At 62.6% G+C, this 16,731-nt stretch carries 12 protein-coding genes; all 12 read right to left on the reverse strand.

Going from position 1 to position 16,731, the window contains the following annotated elements; genetic code table 11:
- Nucleotides 1-6: 6 nt before the first annotated feature.
- Nucleotides 7-1,020, reverse strand: coding sequence for a tetratricopeptide repeat protein (locus BMZ46_RS16315; RefSeq protein WP_074689948.1), 1,014 nt, complete (start codon nt 1,018-1,020; stop codon nt 7-9).
- Between the two features lie 5 nt (nt 1,021-1,025).
- Complete coding sequence (locus BMZ46_RS16320) at nt 1,026-3,062, reverse strand: type VI secretion system Vgr family protein (protein ID WP_074689946.1); 2,037 nt, start codon at nt 3,060-3,062, stop codon at nt 1,026-1,028.
- 28 nt (nt 3,063-3,090) lie between these two features.
- On the reverse strand, nt 3,091-4,092 hold the full coding sequence (locus BMZ46_RS16325) for a serine/threonine-protein kinase (RefSeq protein WP_039765160.1): 1,002 nt from the start codon (nt 4,090-4,092) through the stop codon (nt 3,091-3,093).
- The gene (locus BMZ46_RS16330) at nt 4,089-4,817 is read right to left on the reverse strand and encodes a PP2C family protein-serine/threonine phosphatase (RefSeq protein ID WP_039765158.1); all 729 of its coding nucleotides are present in this window, start codon (nt 4,815-4,817) and stop codon (nt 4,089-4,091) included. The genes BMZ46_RS16325 and BMZ46_RS16330 overlap by 4 nt, the downstream gene beginning before the upstream one ends.
- The gene (gene tssM, locus BMZ46_RS16335; protein ID WP_039765157.1) at nt 4,817-8,356 is read right to left on the reverse strand and encodes a type VI secretion system membrane subunit TssM; all 3,540 of its coding nucleotides are present in this window, start codon (nt 8,354-8,356) and stop codon (nt 4,817-4,819) included. The genes BMZ46_RS16330 and tssM overlap by 1 nt, the downstream gene beginning before the upstream one ends.
- Nucleotides 8,357-8,369: 13 nt before the next feature.
- On the reverse strand, nt 8,370-9,245 hold the full coding sequence (gene icmH / locus BMZ46_RS16340) for a type IVB secretion system protein IcmH/DotU (protein WP_011336585.1): 876 nt from the start codon (nt 9,243-9,245) through the stop codon (nt 8,370-8,372).
- 5 nt (nt 9,246-9,250) lie between these two features.
- Entirely contained in the window at nt 9,251-10,582 is a 1,332-nt protein-coding gene (gene tssK / locus BMZ46_RS16345) for a type VI secretion system baseplate subunit TssK (protein ID WP_039765155.1), read from the reverse strand.
- 2 nt (nt 10,583-10,584) lie between these two features.
- The gene (tssJ, locus tag BMZ46_RS16350; RefSeq protein WP_011336587.1) at nt 10,585-11,085 is read right to left on the reverse strand and encodes a type VI secretion system lipoprotein TssJ; all 501 of its coding nucleotides are present in this window, start codon (nt 11,083-11,085) and stop codon (nt 10,585-10,587) included.
- Between the two features lie 5 nt (nt 11,086-11,090).
- The gene (tagH, locus tag BMZ46_RS16355) at nt 11,091-12,284 is read right to left on the reverse strand and encodes a type VI secretion system-associated FHA domain protein TagH (protein ID WP_039765152.1); all 1,194 of its coding nucleotides are present in this window, start codon (nt 12,282-12,284) and stop codon (nt 11,091-11,093) included.
- Between the two features lie 18 nt (nt 12,285-12,302).
- Nucleotides 12,303-12,443 (reverse strand): hypothetical protein, encoded by a 141-nt coding sequence (locus BMZ46_RS16360; protein WP_003229566.1) that lies wholly within the window; start codon nt 12,441-12,443, stop codon nt 12,303-12,305.
- Between the two features lie 93 nt (nt 12,444-12,536).
- Nucleotides 12,537-14,063: a sigma-54 interaction domain-containing protein gene (locus BMZ46_RS16365; RefSeq protein ID WP_074689944.1), complete on the reverse strand. Its 1,527-nt coding sequence runs from the start codon at nt 14,061-14,063 to the stop codon at nt 12,537-12,539.
- A 10-nt stretch (nt 14,064-14,073) separates the two neighbouring features.
- On the reverse strand, nt 14,074-16,731 hold the full coding sequence (gene tssH, locus BMZ46_RS16370) for a type VI secretion system ATPase TssH (protein WP_074689942.1): 2,658 nt from the start codon (nt 16,729-16,731) through the stop codon (nt 14,074-14,076).

Genomic DNA, 16,731 nt, shown 5'->3' on the forward strand with positions numbered 1-16,731 from the left:
TGCAAATTAGTAGCAATAGCTGCTGGCTTCAGCTGATTGCGCTTTCAATCGATTAAAATTTTTCAGGGCAGTTTCATTACCTTTATCCGCTGCCAAGCGATAGCACGCTAATGCTCTTGATAAATCTCGAGTTACTAGCCCTCCCGTTTCGAAGGAGTAACCTAAATAGTTCATTGCATCCCTCGATCCCATTGAGGCAGAGCGAATAAGTTCTTTTTCGGCCTCATCGGGGTGTTGGCACGCACCTTCTGCAGATGGGTTGTTTCCGTAACAATAAAATGTCGATAGAGAAGCGGCGCCATCCGCGAGGGTTGTTGCCGCAGCTTTGAAAAGCGACTCAACCTTGCCTGTTTCCAACTGCGGTGCCATGCCAGAGAGACTCAAACTCGCAGCATCCAAACTCGCCTGAGGATCCCCCGAAGCAGCGGCGCAAACATAGTTTTCCAACGCTGCCTCGAAAAACTCTCCTGTCAGATAATACTTTTCCAGTCCACCTAGACCCTCGAAATTCCGCGCGCGTTGATAGCAGATGCTCTCTGCCGTACTCATGGTCGGAGAACCCGATATAACAAGGTCTTTCTCGCTAATCGACCAATCCTCAACGCCCTCCAGAACCCAACACGCCTGGCGAGAAAAGTTAAAGATCTTGATGTTGCTGTTACCTGCACGCTTATCAACAACGTTGAAATGACTGTCATCAACCGCTTCGACTTCGACTCCTTCTGCCTTGCCTGTGGCTATGGGTGCCATCAGTGGAAAGGCCAATGTCGAGCTATTGACTCCCTTCGTTTGCGGCTCAAAATTTCCATTCTCCCCAGTAGGTTTCAAAACCAGCGACTTCACCGTCATCGCAGTCAACCGCTGCTGAGTTTCAGCATTCGCAGAGAACGCCGGCAGGAATTGGGAAAAGTCCTCAGACGGACACTCATCCGCATAAACGCTGCCATGGAACAGGCTCAGCAGCGAGGCGGTGAAAGCCGCTACGGCGAAGCCATTCCTCTTCTTCAAAAAACCATTCATGTCGATCACTCAGAAAACACAAAAAAAGCCTTCGGCTTAACCTTCTCAGGCGGCGCATTCCCCAACGCCTGATCCATTAAACTCCCCGCCTTATCCTTATCCGCCGCCCCCGGCAGCACCGGCGGTTTGATCCCGATGCCAGTGCCCGCTCCCGGCGAGCCCCCGGCATTAATCTTCACCACCGGCCCAACCACCGTCACACCACCGCCATCGAGCTTGATGAAACTGCCACCGCCGAGAATCGTCAGCTCAGTCCCAGCCTCAATGACAATCTTGTCCCCCGCCTTGATGTGAATCTCTTTCCCGACACTGGTCAGTTGCGCCGTCCCGAGCTTCACATGCTGGCTCTCGCCAATAGTCAGGTGGTCGTCCATCCGCGCTTCGATCTTGCGATCGGAAATCGTGGTGCGGTGTTCTTCAGCCTTGAGCTCGGTGTAGGTGTTCTTCACTACGGTGTCGTGACGTTCATTCCCGACACGGATTTTCTGGTCGTGTTCGACGTTTTCATCCCAGTCCCGCTGGGCGTGGATGAAGATTTGTTCGGCGCCTTTTTTGTCTTCGATGCGCAGTTCGTTGTAGCCACCGCCACCCGGGGAGCTGAGGGTTTTGAAGACGCTGCGGGTTTTGTTCGCCGGCAGGGCGTAGGGCACCGGGTTTTCCTTGTGGTACAGGCAGCCGGTCACCAGGGGTTGGTCGGGGTCGCCTTCGAGGAAGGTGACGAGGACTTCCATGCCGATGCGCGGGATGGAGATGGCGCCATAGCGGTCGCCGGCCCAGGAGCTGGAGACGCGCAGCCAGCAGCTGGTTTTGTCGTCGGCCAGGCCTTCGCGGTCCCAGTGGAATTGCACCTTGATGCGGCCGTATTGGTCGCAGTGAATTTCTTCGCCTTTGGGGCCGGTGACCATGGCGGTCTGGCTGCCGAGCACGCGCGGTTTCGGGTGCTCCAGCGCTGGACGGTAGAACACGTCCCACGGGGTGGCGAGGAAGCGGTTGCGGTAGCCCTGGTGGAAGTCGTCCTTGTTGTCGGTGGTGTCGCTGGTCACCGATTCTTCGAGGACTTGCGGCTGTTTGCCTTCGTGGAAGATTTCGGTGAGCAGCCACAGGTCGTTCCACTCGCTGCGCGGGTGGTCGGACATTTCCATGAAGTGGCCGCTGACGAGTCTGGTCTGGTCGCCGCGACCTTCGGCCTGGCGGTAGTCGGCACGGTGGCGTTCGAGAGCGCGCTGGCTGAGGAACTTGCCGCGGGCGCGGTCGATGAAGCGGCCGGGGTAGTCGTAGTCTTCGAGATCCGGTTCAGTGCTCTCGCCGTCCGGTTTGTACGCGGCTTCCATTTGCAGGCGCGGTTTCTCGAAATCGTAGTCGCGGCGGGTGGTGCGGCTGGTGCGGGTTTCCAGACGCAGCTTGAAGCCTTTGATCACCGGTTCTTCGGCGACCATGCCGCTGCCCTGTACATACGCGGTGGGCTGGCCGAGATTCGGGAACACGGTCTGGTCATCGCCGAACACCAGCAGGTGGCCTTTCTTGCTGTGCTGGAAGTGGTAGTGAATGCCTTCTTCTTCGCACAGGCGCTGGACGAAGTGCAGATCGGTTTCGTCGTACTGCACGCAGTAGTCGCGATCCGGGCACGGCTGGCTGAGCTGGAAGCTGTAGGCGTTGCCCTTGATGCCGTGCTCGTCGAGGATCAGCGCGATGATTTTCGGCGCCGACATCTGCTGGTAGATGCGCTGGTTGGTGCGGTGATGCAGGTATTGCAGCTGCGGCACCAGCGAAACCTTGTAGCGGGTCAGGCGCTTGCCGGCATCGCCCTGGGCCACGCGGTAGATCTGGCCGTGGATGCCGGAGCCCTGCGGATCGAGGGCGAGGAAGGCCTGTTTGTGCAGGAGTTTTTCCAGGTCCAGATCCGGGTTTTCGCTGACCAGTTCGATGTCGAAACGAAACGGCTGGCTGATGCCTTCGGTGCCGGTGAACGACAGGACTTGCAGGTCGCCTACGTAATCTTCAACGGTCAGGCTGAAGTGCGTTTCGTTAGCTGGGTTGAACATAAAGTGCTCCCTGTTCGAATGTCATCCGTTACGCCCTCAGCCGCAAACGCTGCAGCCAGGACGAAGTGGCGCCCAAGGCGTCACGCAATTGTTCGGCAGAAATGTTGCGCTCCGCCGCGTCAAAGGCCAGCGCGGTGCGCAGCGCGGGCCAGCAGTGTGTCGGCAGATTTGCCGGGGCTTGCAGTTCGCGATCCAGGTGTTCGTCACGGGCCTGGGTCGAGGGCAAGCGGCGGAACGGGTGTTTGCCGCCCGCCAGTTCATAGATCACGCAGGCCACGCCGTACACGTCCGCGCTGGCCGACAGCGGTTGACCCTCAAGCAGTTCGGGGGCGGCGTAGCCCGGGGTCCAGGCGTTGAAGCGCTCGCGGCTCAGGTGCGGCAGGCCGGGCAGGATGCCCTCCTCGGCCTGCCCGAGACCGAAGTCAAAGAGGCGCACGCCGTCTTCGCTGAGCATGACGTTGCTCGGTTTCATGTCACCGTGCAGCACGCCGCGACGGTGGGCGTAGGCCAGCGCGTCGAGCAGCGGCAGCGCGATGTCGCGCAGTTCTTTCCACGGCAGGCCCAGCGGCCGCTCGCAGAGCAGTTTGTCCAGGGTCAGGCCACGCATGAGTTCCATGGTGATGAAGGCCCGCTGGCAATCGGTGTCCACTTCGAACGTGTGCGGTCGCAGCACGTTGTCGTGGCGCAGGCGTCGGGTCAGGGCGAACTCGCTGTAGAGCAAGGCACTGGCATCCGGCGACTCGGCAAATTCTTCGCTGAGGATTTTCAGCGCAATGTAAGGATCGGGATCGCCGAACTGCTCGTGCAGGAGATCCCGGGCCCGGTAAACCGCACCCATGCCACCGGCCCCGAGCAGACGCTCGAGGTGGTAGCGGCCTGCCAGAACATCCGGCAGTGCGCCGACGCTGGCCTTGGTTGGCGCCAGCGCGGGTTCGGCGTTGTGCTGCTTTGCAAAAGCGAAATAGGTCAGGTTGTTGGCCTGCTCTTCGCTCATCAGCAAGTCATCGACTGAGGATTCGATTTCAGTCATTGGCGAATCACCACGGCCGTCAGGTTGTCCCGGGCGGCGCCCCGCAGGGCACCGTCGAACAGACGTTCCAGCGCCACATGTGGCGCCGCCAGGCTGAGGGCGTTGCCGAGGGCATCGCTGCTCAGGCCTTGATACAAACCATCGCTGCACAGCAGGAACACATCACCGGGATAGACCTCGAGTTCCAGCACATCCAGGGTCAACTGTTCCGCCGCGCCGACCGCCCGGGTCAAGGCCTGAGCCGCCGGGTGCGCCGCTGCCTGTTCGACACTCATCTGCTGCTCGTCGATCAGTTGCTGTTGCAGCGAATGGTCCTTCGACAGCTGATACAACCGCTGCCCGCGCCACATATAACAACGACTGTCGCCGGCCCAGATGCAGGCCGCGCGATTGCCTTCCACCAGCAGCGCCACGACGGTGCTGCCCATGATGCTGTCGTGACGCCCGGCGGTGACGGTCAACTCCTGCCCCAGGCGCCGGTTCAGCCAGTGCAGGCACTGGCGGATGGCTTTGAGGCGTTCGTCGAAGTCTTCGTGCTGCGGCAGTTCAGCCAGGCTGGCGACGATCAACTGGCTGGCGATGTCGCCACCCTGATGACCGCCCATGCCGTCCGCGACCACCCACAGCCCATGCTGCGGGGTGTCGAGGAAGGCATCTTCGTTGCGCGACCGCACCTTGCCCGGGTCGGTTCGCGCCGCGCTGCGCCAGGGACTGGCCACCAGCATCAGAGCTGCACCGGCATACGGAAGGTGCGCAGCACGCCCATGTCGAACGGGTTCGGCGTGCGCTGGCTGGTCAGCAGGTAGTTGGCGCGCAGGCCACCCACGTCGGCTTTGAGCACCAGCACGTCGCGACCGGTCAGGTACTCGGTCTGCATCAGGTCGAACAGACGGAACAGCGACCACGGGCCGGAGTTCTTCTCGATGCCGATCGGGCGCCCGGCCATCTTGTCCATGACCAGGCTGGTGCGACCGTCTTCAGCATCGGTCGGCCACTTGAAGCTCATGGGCAGGATCGGACCGTGGCGGTACTCCATGGTCTTGTCGCCGAACTTGAACTCGGAACGGCTGACCGCCGGATCGAGGGTGTACGGCTCCAGCTTGAACTGCACGGTCGGCTCGGCCGGGTTGATCGAGAAGAAGCTCTGGCGAATGTTCAGGGCCGCCGCCATCTGATCGAGGAAGACCTTCGACACCGGCAGGCTGCGGCCGTCGACGCTGCGCATCCGGTAGTTGCCCGGATCACCGCTGACGAACGGACGCATGTAGCTGTCGAAGAAGCGGTCGATGGTGCCTTGAGCGCGGAAGAACTCGCGGAAATCGCTGATCGCCACATCGCTGGTGCTCGAGGCACTGAACGGGTAACGCTTGTTGATGGTCTTGCCATACACGCTGTACAGCTCGTTCTGATAACGGCCGTTCAGGTACTGGTAGGCATCGTTGAGCACCAGGCGCCACGAGTCTTCGGCCAGCACGTTGAACCACACGCTCAGCGGACGCGGCAGACGACCGGACGCATTGCGCAGGTTGGTCAGCGCATCACGCTGGCCGCTCATGCGGGTCTTGGCCAGCTCGAACGCGGCCTGCTCCGGCGTGCTGGAACGGGCGAGGCCCGCCAGCTGCAGTTGCAGGTCGTTGAGCGCGGTGAAGGCCGGGGTCAGGTCAGCGGCCGGGCCATTGTTGTCGTCGAGCAATTTGTGCAGCGGCTCGAAGCGACGTTGCAGGGACTTCTTGGCGGTGTCCGGCAGGTTCTTCGCCACGTTCAGGGCCGAGGCCTTGTCCGCTGCCGCCGCGGCGAGTTTGCCCACCTTGCCCAGTTTGCCTTTCTGTCCGGCCAGCGCATCAGCCGCGTCACCCGCCTCGTCCACCGGATCGGCAGCGGCCGGGAAACGAGTGTTCTCGCGCACTTCAGTCAGCAGCGCCAGCACCGGCGAGTTGGCCGAGGTCAGGCCCGCCAGTTGCTCGGCGCCTTCACCGGCATCGCTGATCGGCGGCAGCGCCACCTGGCCAACGGCTTCGCTCCAGTAGTTGGCGTAGTCACGGAAGTACAGTTGCTCCAGCTCGACCATCAGGCGACGCAAGTCCATGTCGCTGATGCCGGCGCCTTCGCCCAGCACCCAGTTGTCACGCAGGATGTCGGTCACCAGCGACGCGCCTTGGACCGAGAAATACTGCTGATAGCCGGTCTGGGTGTAGAAGCCCGGAATCACGTATTCAGTGCCGATGAACAGCGAGCCCTGCGGCCCGAGGTGCTGGCTGAAACGGTAATCCGGCAGGTTGCGCGCCTGCTCGCGGAGCATGCGGTAAACCACGGTCGCCAGCGACTCGCTGCGCAGGATCTGACGCGCCTGGGCCACCAGTTGCTCGTTGAGCGGATAGATAAACGGCTGCTGCAACAGACGCTCGAGGTGCGTGTTCAGACCGTTCTGCACTGCGGTGTTGCCGGTGTAACGCTGCGACCAGTCCGCCGCGATCCAGTCCTTGAGCCATGCCGCGTCGCGACGATCCTTCATGTTCAGCATCAGGTACGCGCGCAGGCTGTTGATCAGCTTTTCGCGGTCCTTCATGTTGGCGCGGATCTGGCCTTCAAGCATCGTCGCGACGCGTGGCAGCAGTTGCTTTTCAAGCTCGCGCTCGTAAGCCTCCTTGACCACCGGATTGACGTCCTGGCCCTGATACAGACCCATCCGTTCGTGGTAGGCAGCGTCGCCTTTTTTCGGGAACACCTGGGTGGCAGCGTAGCTGGTGTCGAGGGTTTTCAGTGCGCCCATGGCGTCATCGCGCGGCGACAGTGCCGTGCGTTGCTGCGTCCAGTTCTGCGCCAGATTGCGCAGGTTTTCCAGACGTTCGTAGTTGGCCGAGAAACCACCGGCCCAGAGCATGCCGAACAGGACCAGCGCACCCAGTGCGCCGACGTACAACGCACGCTGGCCCCAGTGGATGCGGCTGCGCTCGCGCTTGTCCAGACCGGCCAGATCGGCCTCGGGGAAAATCACCCGGCTGAGCAAGTGATGGATGAAACGCGAACGACCGCTGCGCAATGTCGGCAGCACGCCGGCGCTCATGCCCAGACTCGCGCCGATGCCGGCGGTGGTCGAATCCATTTCCTGAGTCAGGTGCGGTGCGCTGGTCAGGTAGAAACCACGCAGTTGCGTCGCACGCTGGTAGCGGTTGCCGGTGAACGCCATATCGACGAGCAGGCACAGACGCTCGCCGATCTGGCCCATCTGGTGCGGGAAGTCGAGGATGCGGCCACGGCGCTGGGTGTCGCGCTCGGAGTGCATGCGCATGATCACCTGGCTGTTGAGGCGACGCAGCAGCTCTTCGAACTCGTTGCGCAGTACCGTCACGTCGGTGCCGACCTGATCCTTGCGGAAACTGGTACCCAGCACCTGATCGCTTTCTTCGCGGGTCAGTTGATCGAAGAACTCGTCGAAGCCCAGCAGCTTGTCGGCCTTGCTCAGCACCAGATACACCGGCACATCGACGTGCAGCTTCTGATAGACGTCTTGCAGACGCGCACGCACCTGGCGGGCCAGGGTTTCGATGTCCTGTTCGCTGCCACCGGTCAGGGTTTCCACCGGAATGGTCACCAGCACGCCGTTCAGCGGACGACCGCGACGACGCTTGCGCAGCAGTTCCAGCAAGGTGGTCCAGGCGCTGCCGTCGACTTCCGCATCCGGCTGGGTCAGGTAGCGGCCGGCGGTGTCGATCAGTACACCGTGATCGGCGAAGTACCAGTCGCAATGACGGGTGCCGTGGGTATCACGGGTCAGCTTGCGGTCGATCTTGTTGATCGGGAATTCCAGCCCGGAGAAGTCCAGCAGGCTGGTCTTGCCGCTGGCCTGCGGGCCGATCAGCAAGTACCACGGCAAGTCATTGCGCCAGCGCTCGCTGCGGCCGCGGTACAGGCTCGAAGTCTTGAGGGTTTTCAGGGCGTCCTTGAAACGCTCCTTCAACTCTTTCTGCTCTTCGTCGATCAACTCTTCGCGGCGGATACGGTCCTGGCCGTCTTCGGTTTCTTCGACGGCTTTCTTGCGGATACCGGCGCGCCAGCTGACGAAGACCATGGTCAGGCCCCAGATCAGGAACAGCACGCTGATGGTCAGCAGACGCGACGTCGCGCTTTCCCAGAACTTGTAGTCATCCACTGCCAACAACGGACCGACGAACCACACCAGCAGCGCCACGAACAGCACCAGCAGCAAGGTCCAGACCCAGGTCTGGCGCAGGAAGGCGCCGACTTTCTTGAAAAACTTTTTCATCACACGTCCCTGTTTACGGCTGCGACTGCGGCTGCGCCGCGGCCGGATCAAGCGGCTGATATGGTTGCAGAACGGTGTCGCGCTGCTCGCCCAAGACCCAGGCGAAGCCCGAATACATCATCACCAGACAGACGAAGGTGAACAGCACCACCATCCACGCCGGCACGATGCGCACCAGATTGCGGCGCTGATCGTTGAGGCCTTCCCACTGCGGCGACAATTCGCGCGGCACGTCGCCACGCAACTGACGGATCTGCCGGTACAGGGCGTCGCGGATGCCTTCGAGTTCCAGCATGCCGCGCGCCTGTACGCGGTACTTGCCTTCGAAACCGAGGGACAGGCACAGGTACATCAGCTCCAGCATCGGCAGGTGCTTGACCGGGTTTTTCGACAGCCGATCGAGCAGCTGGAAGAACTTCTCGCCACCGAAGGTTTCGTTGTGGAAGCTGCTGAGCAGGCTCATCTGCGACCACTCGCTTTCGTTGCCCCACGGCGTGGTCACGACGGCTTCGTCGACCACGGTGCAGAGCACGTAACGAGCGGCCATCACCTGGCTGCTTTCGGCGCCGTTGTGCAGGGCGCGTACTTCAAACAGCTTGAGCCCGGCGGTCAGGCGCTCGTTGAGCGCGTAGAGGTCTTCGCGGGTTTCGCTGTGCTTGAGGCGCACCACTTCCGACAACAGTTCGGACGAGGCCGCCACCAGCGAATTGAGGCTGATGTTGAAGGCTTCCGCCGGGCGCAGGCGCGCGGCGTAGATCATCCGTTCTTCCAGTTGCTCGAAGCGCGGTGGCGCGGCGAAGTCGGTCAGCGGACTCGCCGCCGGGCCATGGCCCTGACGGTCGAGCAGGACGGTTTTGTCGTCCTGGTTGTGTTCCATGTCCTTGATCATGTCGGTCAGTTCCTGATGGCCCAGAATTTCAGTTCAAGCTCGGCGAATTCTCCGGACACATGGAACGCGAAGCCGCCGGAGCGCTCGAGTTGTGCCAGGTCTTCGGAACTGAGTTCGAGGATGAAATAGGTTTTGTTGGAGTGGAACGCGATCTGCCGCGGGGCCACCGGCAACGGTTTGACCTTGATCCCCGGCAGGTGCAGGTTGACCAGTTGGCGGATGCGCTCCACCGGGCCGACCTTGAGGTGCGCAGGCAAGCGGTTGCGCAGTTCTTCGGAATCACAGTTGGCACTGGCTGCCAGCACGAACGACGCCGAGCCCAGCAGTTTGTGGTCGTGCAGCGGCGACACGATGATCCCGTACTGACGCGCTTGCAGGATCAGTTCGATGGCGTGCTGTTCCAGCACCATCGACAACACCTGACGGATCGACTCCATCAGTTTGCGGAAACTCGCACCCTGGTCAGCGTGGGAGTAGCGGCTGTCCAGACGCGGGCGTTTGCTGTCGCTGGAGAAGGTCGCCAGATCGCCGAGCATGGTCAGCAGCGTGCGGTACAACTCTTCCGGGTGAACCTGCTCCAGACCCAGGTAGTGGCGCAGCAACAGTTCGGTGCGGTTGATCAGTTGCAGCATCATGAAGTCGCCGATCTCCGCGCCGCCGACCTTGCCGTTCGAGCGAATGCGCTCGGCAATGGTGTCGCCCCGGTGACCGAGCATGCTGATCACTTCTTTCAGGCACGACAGCAGGTAGCTGGAGGCGTGCGCCTGAATGTAGGTCGGCACGAAATCCGGGTCGAGGCTGATCACGCCGTCCGGTGTGGTGTCGAGCACGTCGCAGATTTTCAGCTTCACGTAGGCCTGGTCGCTCTGCTGCTCGCCGAGCAACAGCTTGAAGTCCGGGCGACCGCAACTGACCTGGCTGGCGGAATCATCACCGGCGTTGGAGTCGGCCACTTCGGCGTCATATGCGGTGTAACGCGCCAGCACGTCGGACTGCTCCGGGCGACGGGCCTCGATGTGGTTACCGGTGACCAGTGGCAGCGCCAGGTAGATCGGCGTGTTGCCGGTGTTCGGCGGCACGTCCAGCGCCAGCGGTTCGGTGTTGCCGCCGAGTTCGAACAGGCTGCCGTCCGGCAGAATTCCCGAGGCTTCACTGATTACCAGTTTGCCCATGTTGAGGAACTGCAAGTCGATCTCAAGGTTCAGGAAACCCCAGGTGTAGCCGCCCAGCAACCGGGTGCGGGTCTTCATCTGGTGATCGTAGTAGCGGTCGTTGTGCTGGAAGTGCTGCGGACGCAGCAGCATGCCTTCCTGCCAGATGACTTTATGGGTATTCATGATCAGTCATCCGCCTTGGCGAGCACTTCGTTGGTCTTGCGGATACCGGCCTGATCCAGGGTCAGATCGGCTTCGGTGACTTCCAGCGGCGTGATCGGGAACGTGTGGCGCCATTTGGTTTCCGGCAGGTCGCGGTACGCGGCGAGGATGCCGATGAAGCGGCTGCCCTCCTCCACGCTGAGTTTCAGTTCCACGGTTTCACCCGGGCGCAGTTCGAGTTCTTCGCTGGCCACCAGATCCGGGTTGAGGGATTCCTTGGCGCGCTCGTAGAGGCTGAAGAAATCGGCGTTCTCGAAGGTCACCGGGTGCTTGAGTTCGAACAGGCGCACCACGATCGGCGACGGACGACCGTTGAGGTCCGGGTTCAGCTGATCGCTGCCGGTCAGCTTCAGGTTGATCTTGGTCACTTTCGAATACGGCGACAGCGACGAACAACCGGCGAGCAGCACCAACAGGGTGAGCGCGGTCAGCGTCTTGAAAAAAGCGGTCGAGCGGCGAGACATGCGCATCATCCTTGGTGGTCGGTGTGGAGGGTGGAGATCAGGCGGATCTGTTCTTCGTAGGCCTGGGCGAAGTCGCGGGCCAGCAAGCGCTCGCTCCAGTCGTCGTCCTGACGCAGCGCATGGTGGTAACGGTTGAACGCTCTCCAGCGCCCGCCGGCGGTGGCGAGCAACGGCTTGTTGTCGCGCTCGAAACGCAGGGTCAACTGCTCCGGCGAGAAGTGCTCCAGAGTGCCGCGCACCGCCGCGCGGCTGGCGGTCAGCAGCGCCACCTGATGCGCCTGCAAATCGCGGAACGCCCGGGAGATCGCCTGCTCGGCCGGCAAATGGCCCGGCTTGTGCGGTTGCAACAGGATGTCCAGCGCCTCGCTCGGATCGACGGCGAATTTCAGCGGATTCTTGTTGGTGCCTTGTACGGTGGTCTGGGCCAGACGCAGTTCGTTTTTCAGCTCCGAACGGGTGCGCAGGCTCTGTTGCAGACCGCCGATGCTCTGGCGCAGCAGACGTGCAGCGTTCAGCGCAAGCGCTTCACGCTCGTCGTGGCTGAGGTTCTTCACGTTCACGCCAAGGGCCGCGCCGAATTTATCCCAGAAGGTTTCGCTCTGACGCTCGACCGCTTTCGGCGCCGGCGCAGGCTCAGGCGTGGGCTCGACGATCAGCTCCGGCACCATCAGGCTTTCCATGTCGATGCGCGCGTAGTCGGCGCGCTGACGGGAGTCTTCAGGGTCGGTCACCGGTGCGAGCATTTCCTCGAATTCCGAGTACACGCGCTCTTGCTGCTCCAGCGACTTAAGCGGGTCGAGGTCGAGGAACGCGTCGTCCGGGATGATGCTGCCGGCGGCACGTGGCAGGCCGACTTCACCGTCGAAGGTCGCCGGGTCGCGCACCAGGCGCGCACGAATCTCGAAGTCGCCCAGCACGTAGGTGCTGCCGTGCTCGATGCGCACCGGTTCGCCCTTGTGCAGGCGTGCGCCGCTGTCGCCGTCCTGCACACCGTTGCTGCTGGTGTCGGTCAGGAAGAACGAACCCTCGCGATAGCTGACGATCGCGTGGTGGTTGGACAAGTGCCGCTTGCGGTCAGGGATGATCCAGTCGCAGTCCTCGCCCCGCCCGATCACGCCACCGGCCTGTTTGAAGGTCCGCTGGCACAGCTCGGTGGGCACGAACTGCTTGGTGTTCAGCATTTCGAAAACCAATTCCATGTTTGATGCTCCTTGCGGTCACTTGCCGCGATTGACCGCCTGCGGATCACCCAACGGGCGGTAATCGTTATCGTTGAATTTGTAATTGCCGCTGCAACCGCCGAGGCCGCATAGAACGACGAGGGTCAGCAGGACAGCGTGCCAGTGACGAACAGACATCAGAGGGTCTCCAGGTGTAGACAAAGCACAAAGCGCCGACCCTTGCGGGCGGCGCTGACATAGGTGTTCGAGGTGAATCCGACGGACTTTCGCCTACCCATCGAAATCACCCAGATTGATGTTCAAGCGGCCGAGCCGGTACAGCAGCGTGCGGCGCGGCAGGCCCAGTTCGCGGGCGGCGAGCGTCTGGTTGCCGTCGTTCTTGCGCAGGCAATCGAGCAGCAGATTGCGTTCGACCGCTTCCAGTCGTTCGCGCAGATTGAGGCCGCAGTGGTCTTCCGGCACCGACGCCGATTCCAGACGCAGCGAGAAATGTTCGGCCAGCAACTCGCCGCCCTCGCACAACAGCACCGCCCGCTCGACCAGGCCTTTGAGTTCACGCACGTTGCCGGGGAAGGTGTAACCGGACAGGTGTTCAAGCGCCGCGTCCGACCAGCGCACCGGATCACGTTGCAGGAAAGTGCAGGCCTTATCGGCAAAGTGCTTGGCCAGGTCGAGGATGTCGCCTTCGCGCTGACGCAGGGCCGGCAATTCGATCGGGAATTGCGCTAGGCGGTAGTACAGGTCCTCGCGGAATTTGCCTTCGCTGACCAGCACCGACAGATCGCGGTGCGTTGCAGCGATGATGCGCACGTCGATCTTGTGGGTGTCGTTGGAACCCAGCGGACGGATCTCGCCTTCCTGCAACACGCGCAGCAACTTGGCTTGCAGCGACAGCGGCATGTCACCGATTTCGTCGAGCAACAGGGTGCCGCCGTTGGCCGCGTCGAACAGCCCGGCGCGGTCTCGATCGGCCCCGGTGAACGCGCCTTTGCGATAGCCGAACAGCTCGCTTTCCAGCAGGTTTTCCGGGAACGCCGCGCAGTTCTGCACGATGAACGCCTGGGACCGGCGCGGGCCGCAATCGTGGATCGCCCGCGCCACCACTTCCTTGCCGGTGCCGGTCTCGCCACGCAACAGCACGGTGTACGGGCTGTGCAGGACTTTGCTGATCAGCGAGTAGGTCTGACGCATTGCCGCGCTCTTGCCGATCAGGCCGTAGCCGCTGGCACTCGGCAGGCTGCGCACGACCGGCGCCGCCGCATCCACTGGCTGGCGCAGGCGTTGCAGCAAGTGCAACTGACCAAGCACGAAAGAGCCGAGCTGGCCGAGAGAATCGGCAAACCCTTGCAGGTTGATGTGGCGACGGCTGGCGCACAGCAACAGGCCTTCGACGGCCTTCTGCTGATTGACCAGCGGCACGCACAACAGCGACTGCCACGGCGTGGACGACGCCGGCAGAAAACTGGTTTCGTGCAGGCTGCCGCCCAGGTCGTCGAAGCACACCACGCGGTTCTGGCACAGGGCGAATTGCAACAGTTGCTCGCCGTTGTAGTCCGCCGGCAGACTCGCCGCGCTGCGCGGTTGCAGCACGCCGTCGAGGCATTCGGCATTCATCCCCAGCGACGTGTGCGTAGCGTCCAGCAAGTACAGCTGCGTCAGTTCGCAACCGCTCAGCCCGGCCAGACCGCGCACGAAGTCACCCAGCAGCGCAGCACCGTCCGCCGCCCGCGACAGGCTGGCGAACTGCGCCAGCAAGGCTTCGGCATAGAGCAGTGGCTGCGGCACTTGAGTGAACATCACACTCACCTCAGGCGAACTCGCAGGTCACGCTGGCTTCACCGTCGAGCGTCGCATGCACACGCTTGAGGCTTTCACCGGTGGCCATGGCGTCGAGCAAGCGGTCGGCCACCAGCGGCAGCACGTGCTGGTCGAGCAAATGGTCGATCAGGCGTGCACCGCTTTCGCTTTGGGTGCAGCGCTCGGACAAGTGATCGACGAGGTTCTGGCACCAGGTGAAGTCCAGCTGGCGACGGTTCAGGCGCTCGCCCAGACGACCGAGCTTGATCTCGATCAGTTCGCGCAGCACCGGGCCGCCGACCGGGTAGTACGGCACCACTTTCATCCGCGCCAGCAGCGCCGGTTTGAAGTGTTTGCTGAGCACCGGGCGAATGGTTTCTTCCAGCACTTCGGCGGTCGGGCGCGCACCGTCTTCGCAGAGGTCGCTGATCTTGTCGCTGCCCAGGTTCGAGGTCATCAGGATCAACGTATTGCGGAAGTCGATCTCGCGCCCTTCGCCGTCGTTGGCCACGCCTTTGTCGAAGATTTGGTAGAACAGGTTGAGCACGTCCGGGTCAGCCTTCTCGACTTCATCGAGCAGCACCACCGAGTACGGCTTCTGGCGTACGGCTTCGGTGAGCATGCCGCCCTCGCCGTAACCGACGTAGCCTGGCGGTGCACCGATCAGGCGGGAAACGGTGTGCTTCTCCTGGAACTCGGACATGTTGATGGTGGTGATAAAGCGGTCGCCGCCGTACAGCAGGTCGGCGAGTGCCAGTGCGGTTTCGGTCTTGCCGACGCCGCTCGGGCCGACCAGCAGGAACACGCCGACCGGTGCGTCAGGCTTGTTCAGGCCGGCAGCGGTGGCGCGCATCGAGCGATCCAGTGCGTGCACGGCTTGTTCCTGACCACGGATGCGAGTGCGCAGGTCGGTGGCGAAGCTGGCGACCTTGGCGTTGTGCTCTCGGGCCAGTTGCGCCAGTGGCACGCCGGTCCAGGCGCTGATCACTTCGGCCACCAGACGCGGGCAGACTTCGAAGCTGACCAGACGCTCCTTGACCTGAGCGGCGGTCAGGGCGCTATGAGTTTCGTTGAGTTGCGCTTCCAGCGCCTCGACGCTGAGGGCTTCGTCGATGTCGGCGGCGTGGGTTTCGATCACGGTGCCTTCGGCGTCTTCCTCAACGGTGACCACCGGCTCGACCGCAGCGGCTTCACGGGCCTTGGCCAGTTGCTGACGCAGTTCCAGCAGGCGCTCGGCCAGTTGTTTCTGCTCGGTCCACTGGGTTTCCAGTGCGACCCTTTCCGCTTCGGCTTCGTCCAGACGCGCTTCCAGTGCCTCCAGCGCTTCGTGGTCGATCAGCAGACCGGCTTCGGCATCGCGGCGCAGGGCCTGACGCTGACGGCCACCTTCAGCCAGCTCACCACGCAGGCGTTCCAGGCTTTCCGGAGCCGCAGCGAGGCTGATGCGAACACGGGCGCACGCGGTGTCGAGCACATCGACAGCCTTGTCCGGCAGTTGCCGACCGGCCAGATAACGGGCGGATAGTTCCGCTGCCGAAACCACCGCGTCATCGCGCAGGTAAATGCCGTGGCTCTTTTCGTAGACCTGAGCCAGGCCACGCAGGATGGTCACCGCTTCGCTCACGGTCGGTTCGTGCAGTTGAACCGGTTGGAAGCGACGGGCCAGCGCCGGGTCTTTCTCGAAGTATTTCTTGTACTCGGCCCAGGTGGTCGCGGCGATGGTGCGCAGCTCGCCACGGGCCAGCGCCGGCTTCAGCAGGTTGGCCGCGTCGGAACCGCCGGCATTGCCGCCCGCGCCGATCAGGGTGTGGGCTTCGTCGATGAACAGGATGATCGGCTTCGGCGAGGCTTTGACCTCGTCGATCACGCCTTTCAGACGACGCTCGAACTCACCTTTGACGCTGGCGCCGGCCTGCAACAGGCCCATGTCCAGCGACAGCAGCTCGACACCTTTGAGCACTTGCGGCACTTCACCGGCAGCGATGCGCGAGGCCAGGCCTTCGACGATGGCGGTTTTACCGACACCGGCTTCACCGACCACGATCGGGTTGTTCTTGCGGCGACGGGCGAGGATGTCGACCATCTGGCGGATCGCGCCATCGCGGCACAGCACCGGGTCGAGTTTGCCGTCGCGGGCCTGTTGGGTCAGGTTGTGGGTGAAGCGCTCGAGCAGCGATTCGCCCTGGGCGGCCGGTTTGCCGTTGGCCGCTGCCTGAGGTTGTTGCGACAGGGCAAATTCCTTCAGGCGATCGATGTTCAGTTTGGCGAGCAACGGCTGGTAGCGGCTGCCGGCGTAACGCATCGGGTTGCGCAGCAGCGCGAGGATCAGCGCCGCGTCTTCGACCGAGGTCTGGCCCAGTTCAAGGTTGGCCACCAGCAGCGCGTCCTGCAGCCACTGCACTAGTTCCGGAGCGAACACCGGGTTGCGCGAAGCGCTGTGCTCGACCCGCGATTGCAGCGCGGCGCTCAGTTCGCCGGCATCAACGTCGGCATCCTGCAGCGCACGGGAGAGCAGACCGTTCGGGCGCTCCAGCAGGCCGAGCAGCAAGTCTTCGACCAGAATCTTGCTGCCGCCACGGGCCACGCAGCGCTCGGCCGAACGCTCCAGATCGCGACGGGTTTCGGCGTCCAGCGCCTGGATGAGTTGTTGCAGGTCTACGTTGATCAT

The organism is Pseudomonas sp. NFIX49 (assembly GCF_900115915.1).
In the GTDB taxonomy this organism is placed as follows: Bacteria; Pseudomonadota; Gammaproteobacteria; order Pseudomonadales; family Pseudomonadaceae; genus Aquipseudomonas; species Aquipseudomonas pharyngis.

Coding starts and splice junctions, on each gene's coding strand:
- BMZ46_RS16315 (WP_074689948.1), bottom strand. CDS start 1,020: ATGAATGGTTTTTTGAAGAAGAGGAATGGCTTCGCCGTAGCGGCTTTC.
- BMZ46_RS16320 (WP_074689946.1), bottom strand. CDS start 3,062: ATGTTCAACCCAGCTAACGAAACGCACTTCAGCCTGACCGTTGAAGAT.
- BMZ46_RS16325 (WP_039765160.1), bottom strand. CDS start 4,092: ATGACTGAAATCGAATCCTCAGTCGATGACTTGCTGATGAGCGAAGAG.
- BMZ46_RS16330 (WP_039765158.1), bottom strand. CDS start 4,817: ATGCTGGTGGCCAGTCCCTGGCGCAGCGCGGCGCGAACCGACCCGGGC.
- tssM (WP_039765157.1), bottom strand. CDS start 8,356: ATGAAAAAGTTTTTCAAGAAAGTCGGCGCCTTCCTGCGCCAGACCTGG.
- icmH (WP_011336585.1), bottom strand. CDS start 9,245: ATGATCAAGGACATGGAACACAACCAGGACGACAAAACCGTCCTGCTC.
- tssK (WP_039765155.1), bottom strand. CDS start 10,582: ATGAATACCCATAAAGTCATCTGGCAGGAAGGCATGCTGCTGCGTCCG.
- tssJ (WP_011336587.1), bottom strand. CDS start 11,085: ATGTCTCGCCGCTCGACCGCTTTTTTCAAGACGCTGACCGCGCTCACC.
- tagH (WP_039765152.1), bottom strand. CDS start 12,284: ATGGAATTGGTTTTCGAAATGCTGAACACCAAGCAGTTCGTGCCCACC.
- BMZ46_RS16360 (WP_003229566.1), bottom strand. CDS start 12,443: ATGTCTGTTCGTCACTGGCACGCTGTCCTGCTGACCCTCGTCGTTCTA.
- BMZ46_RS16365 (WP_074689944.1), bottom strand. CDS start 14,063: ATGTTCACTCAAGTGCCGCAGCCACTGCTCTATGCCGAAGCCTTGCTG.
- tssH (WP_074689942.1), bottom strand. CDS start 16,731: ATGATCAACGTAGACCTGCAACAACTCATCCAGGCGCTGGACGCCGAA.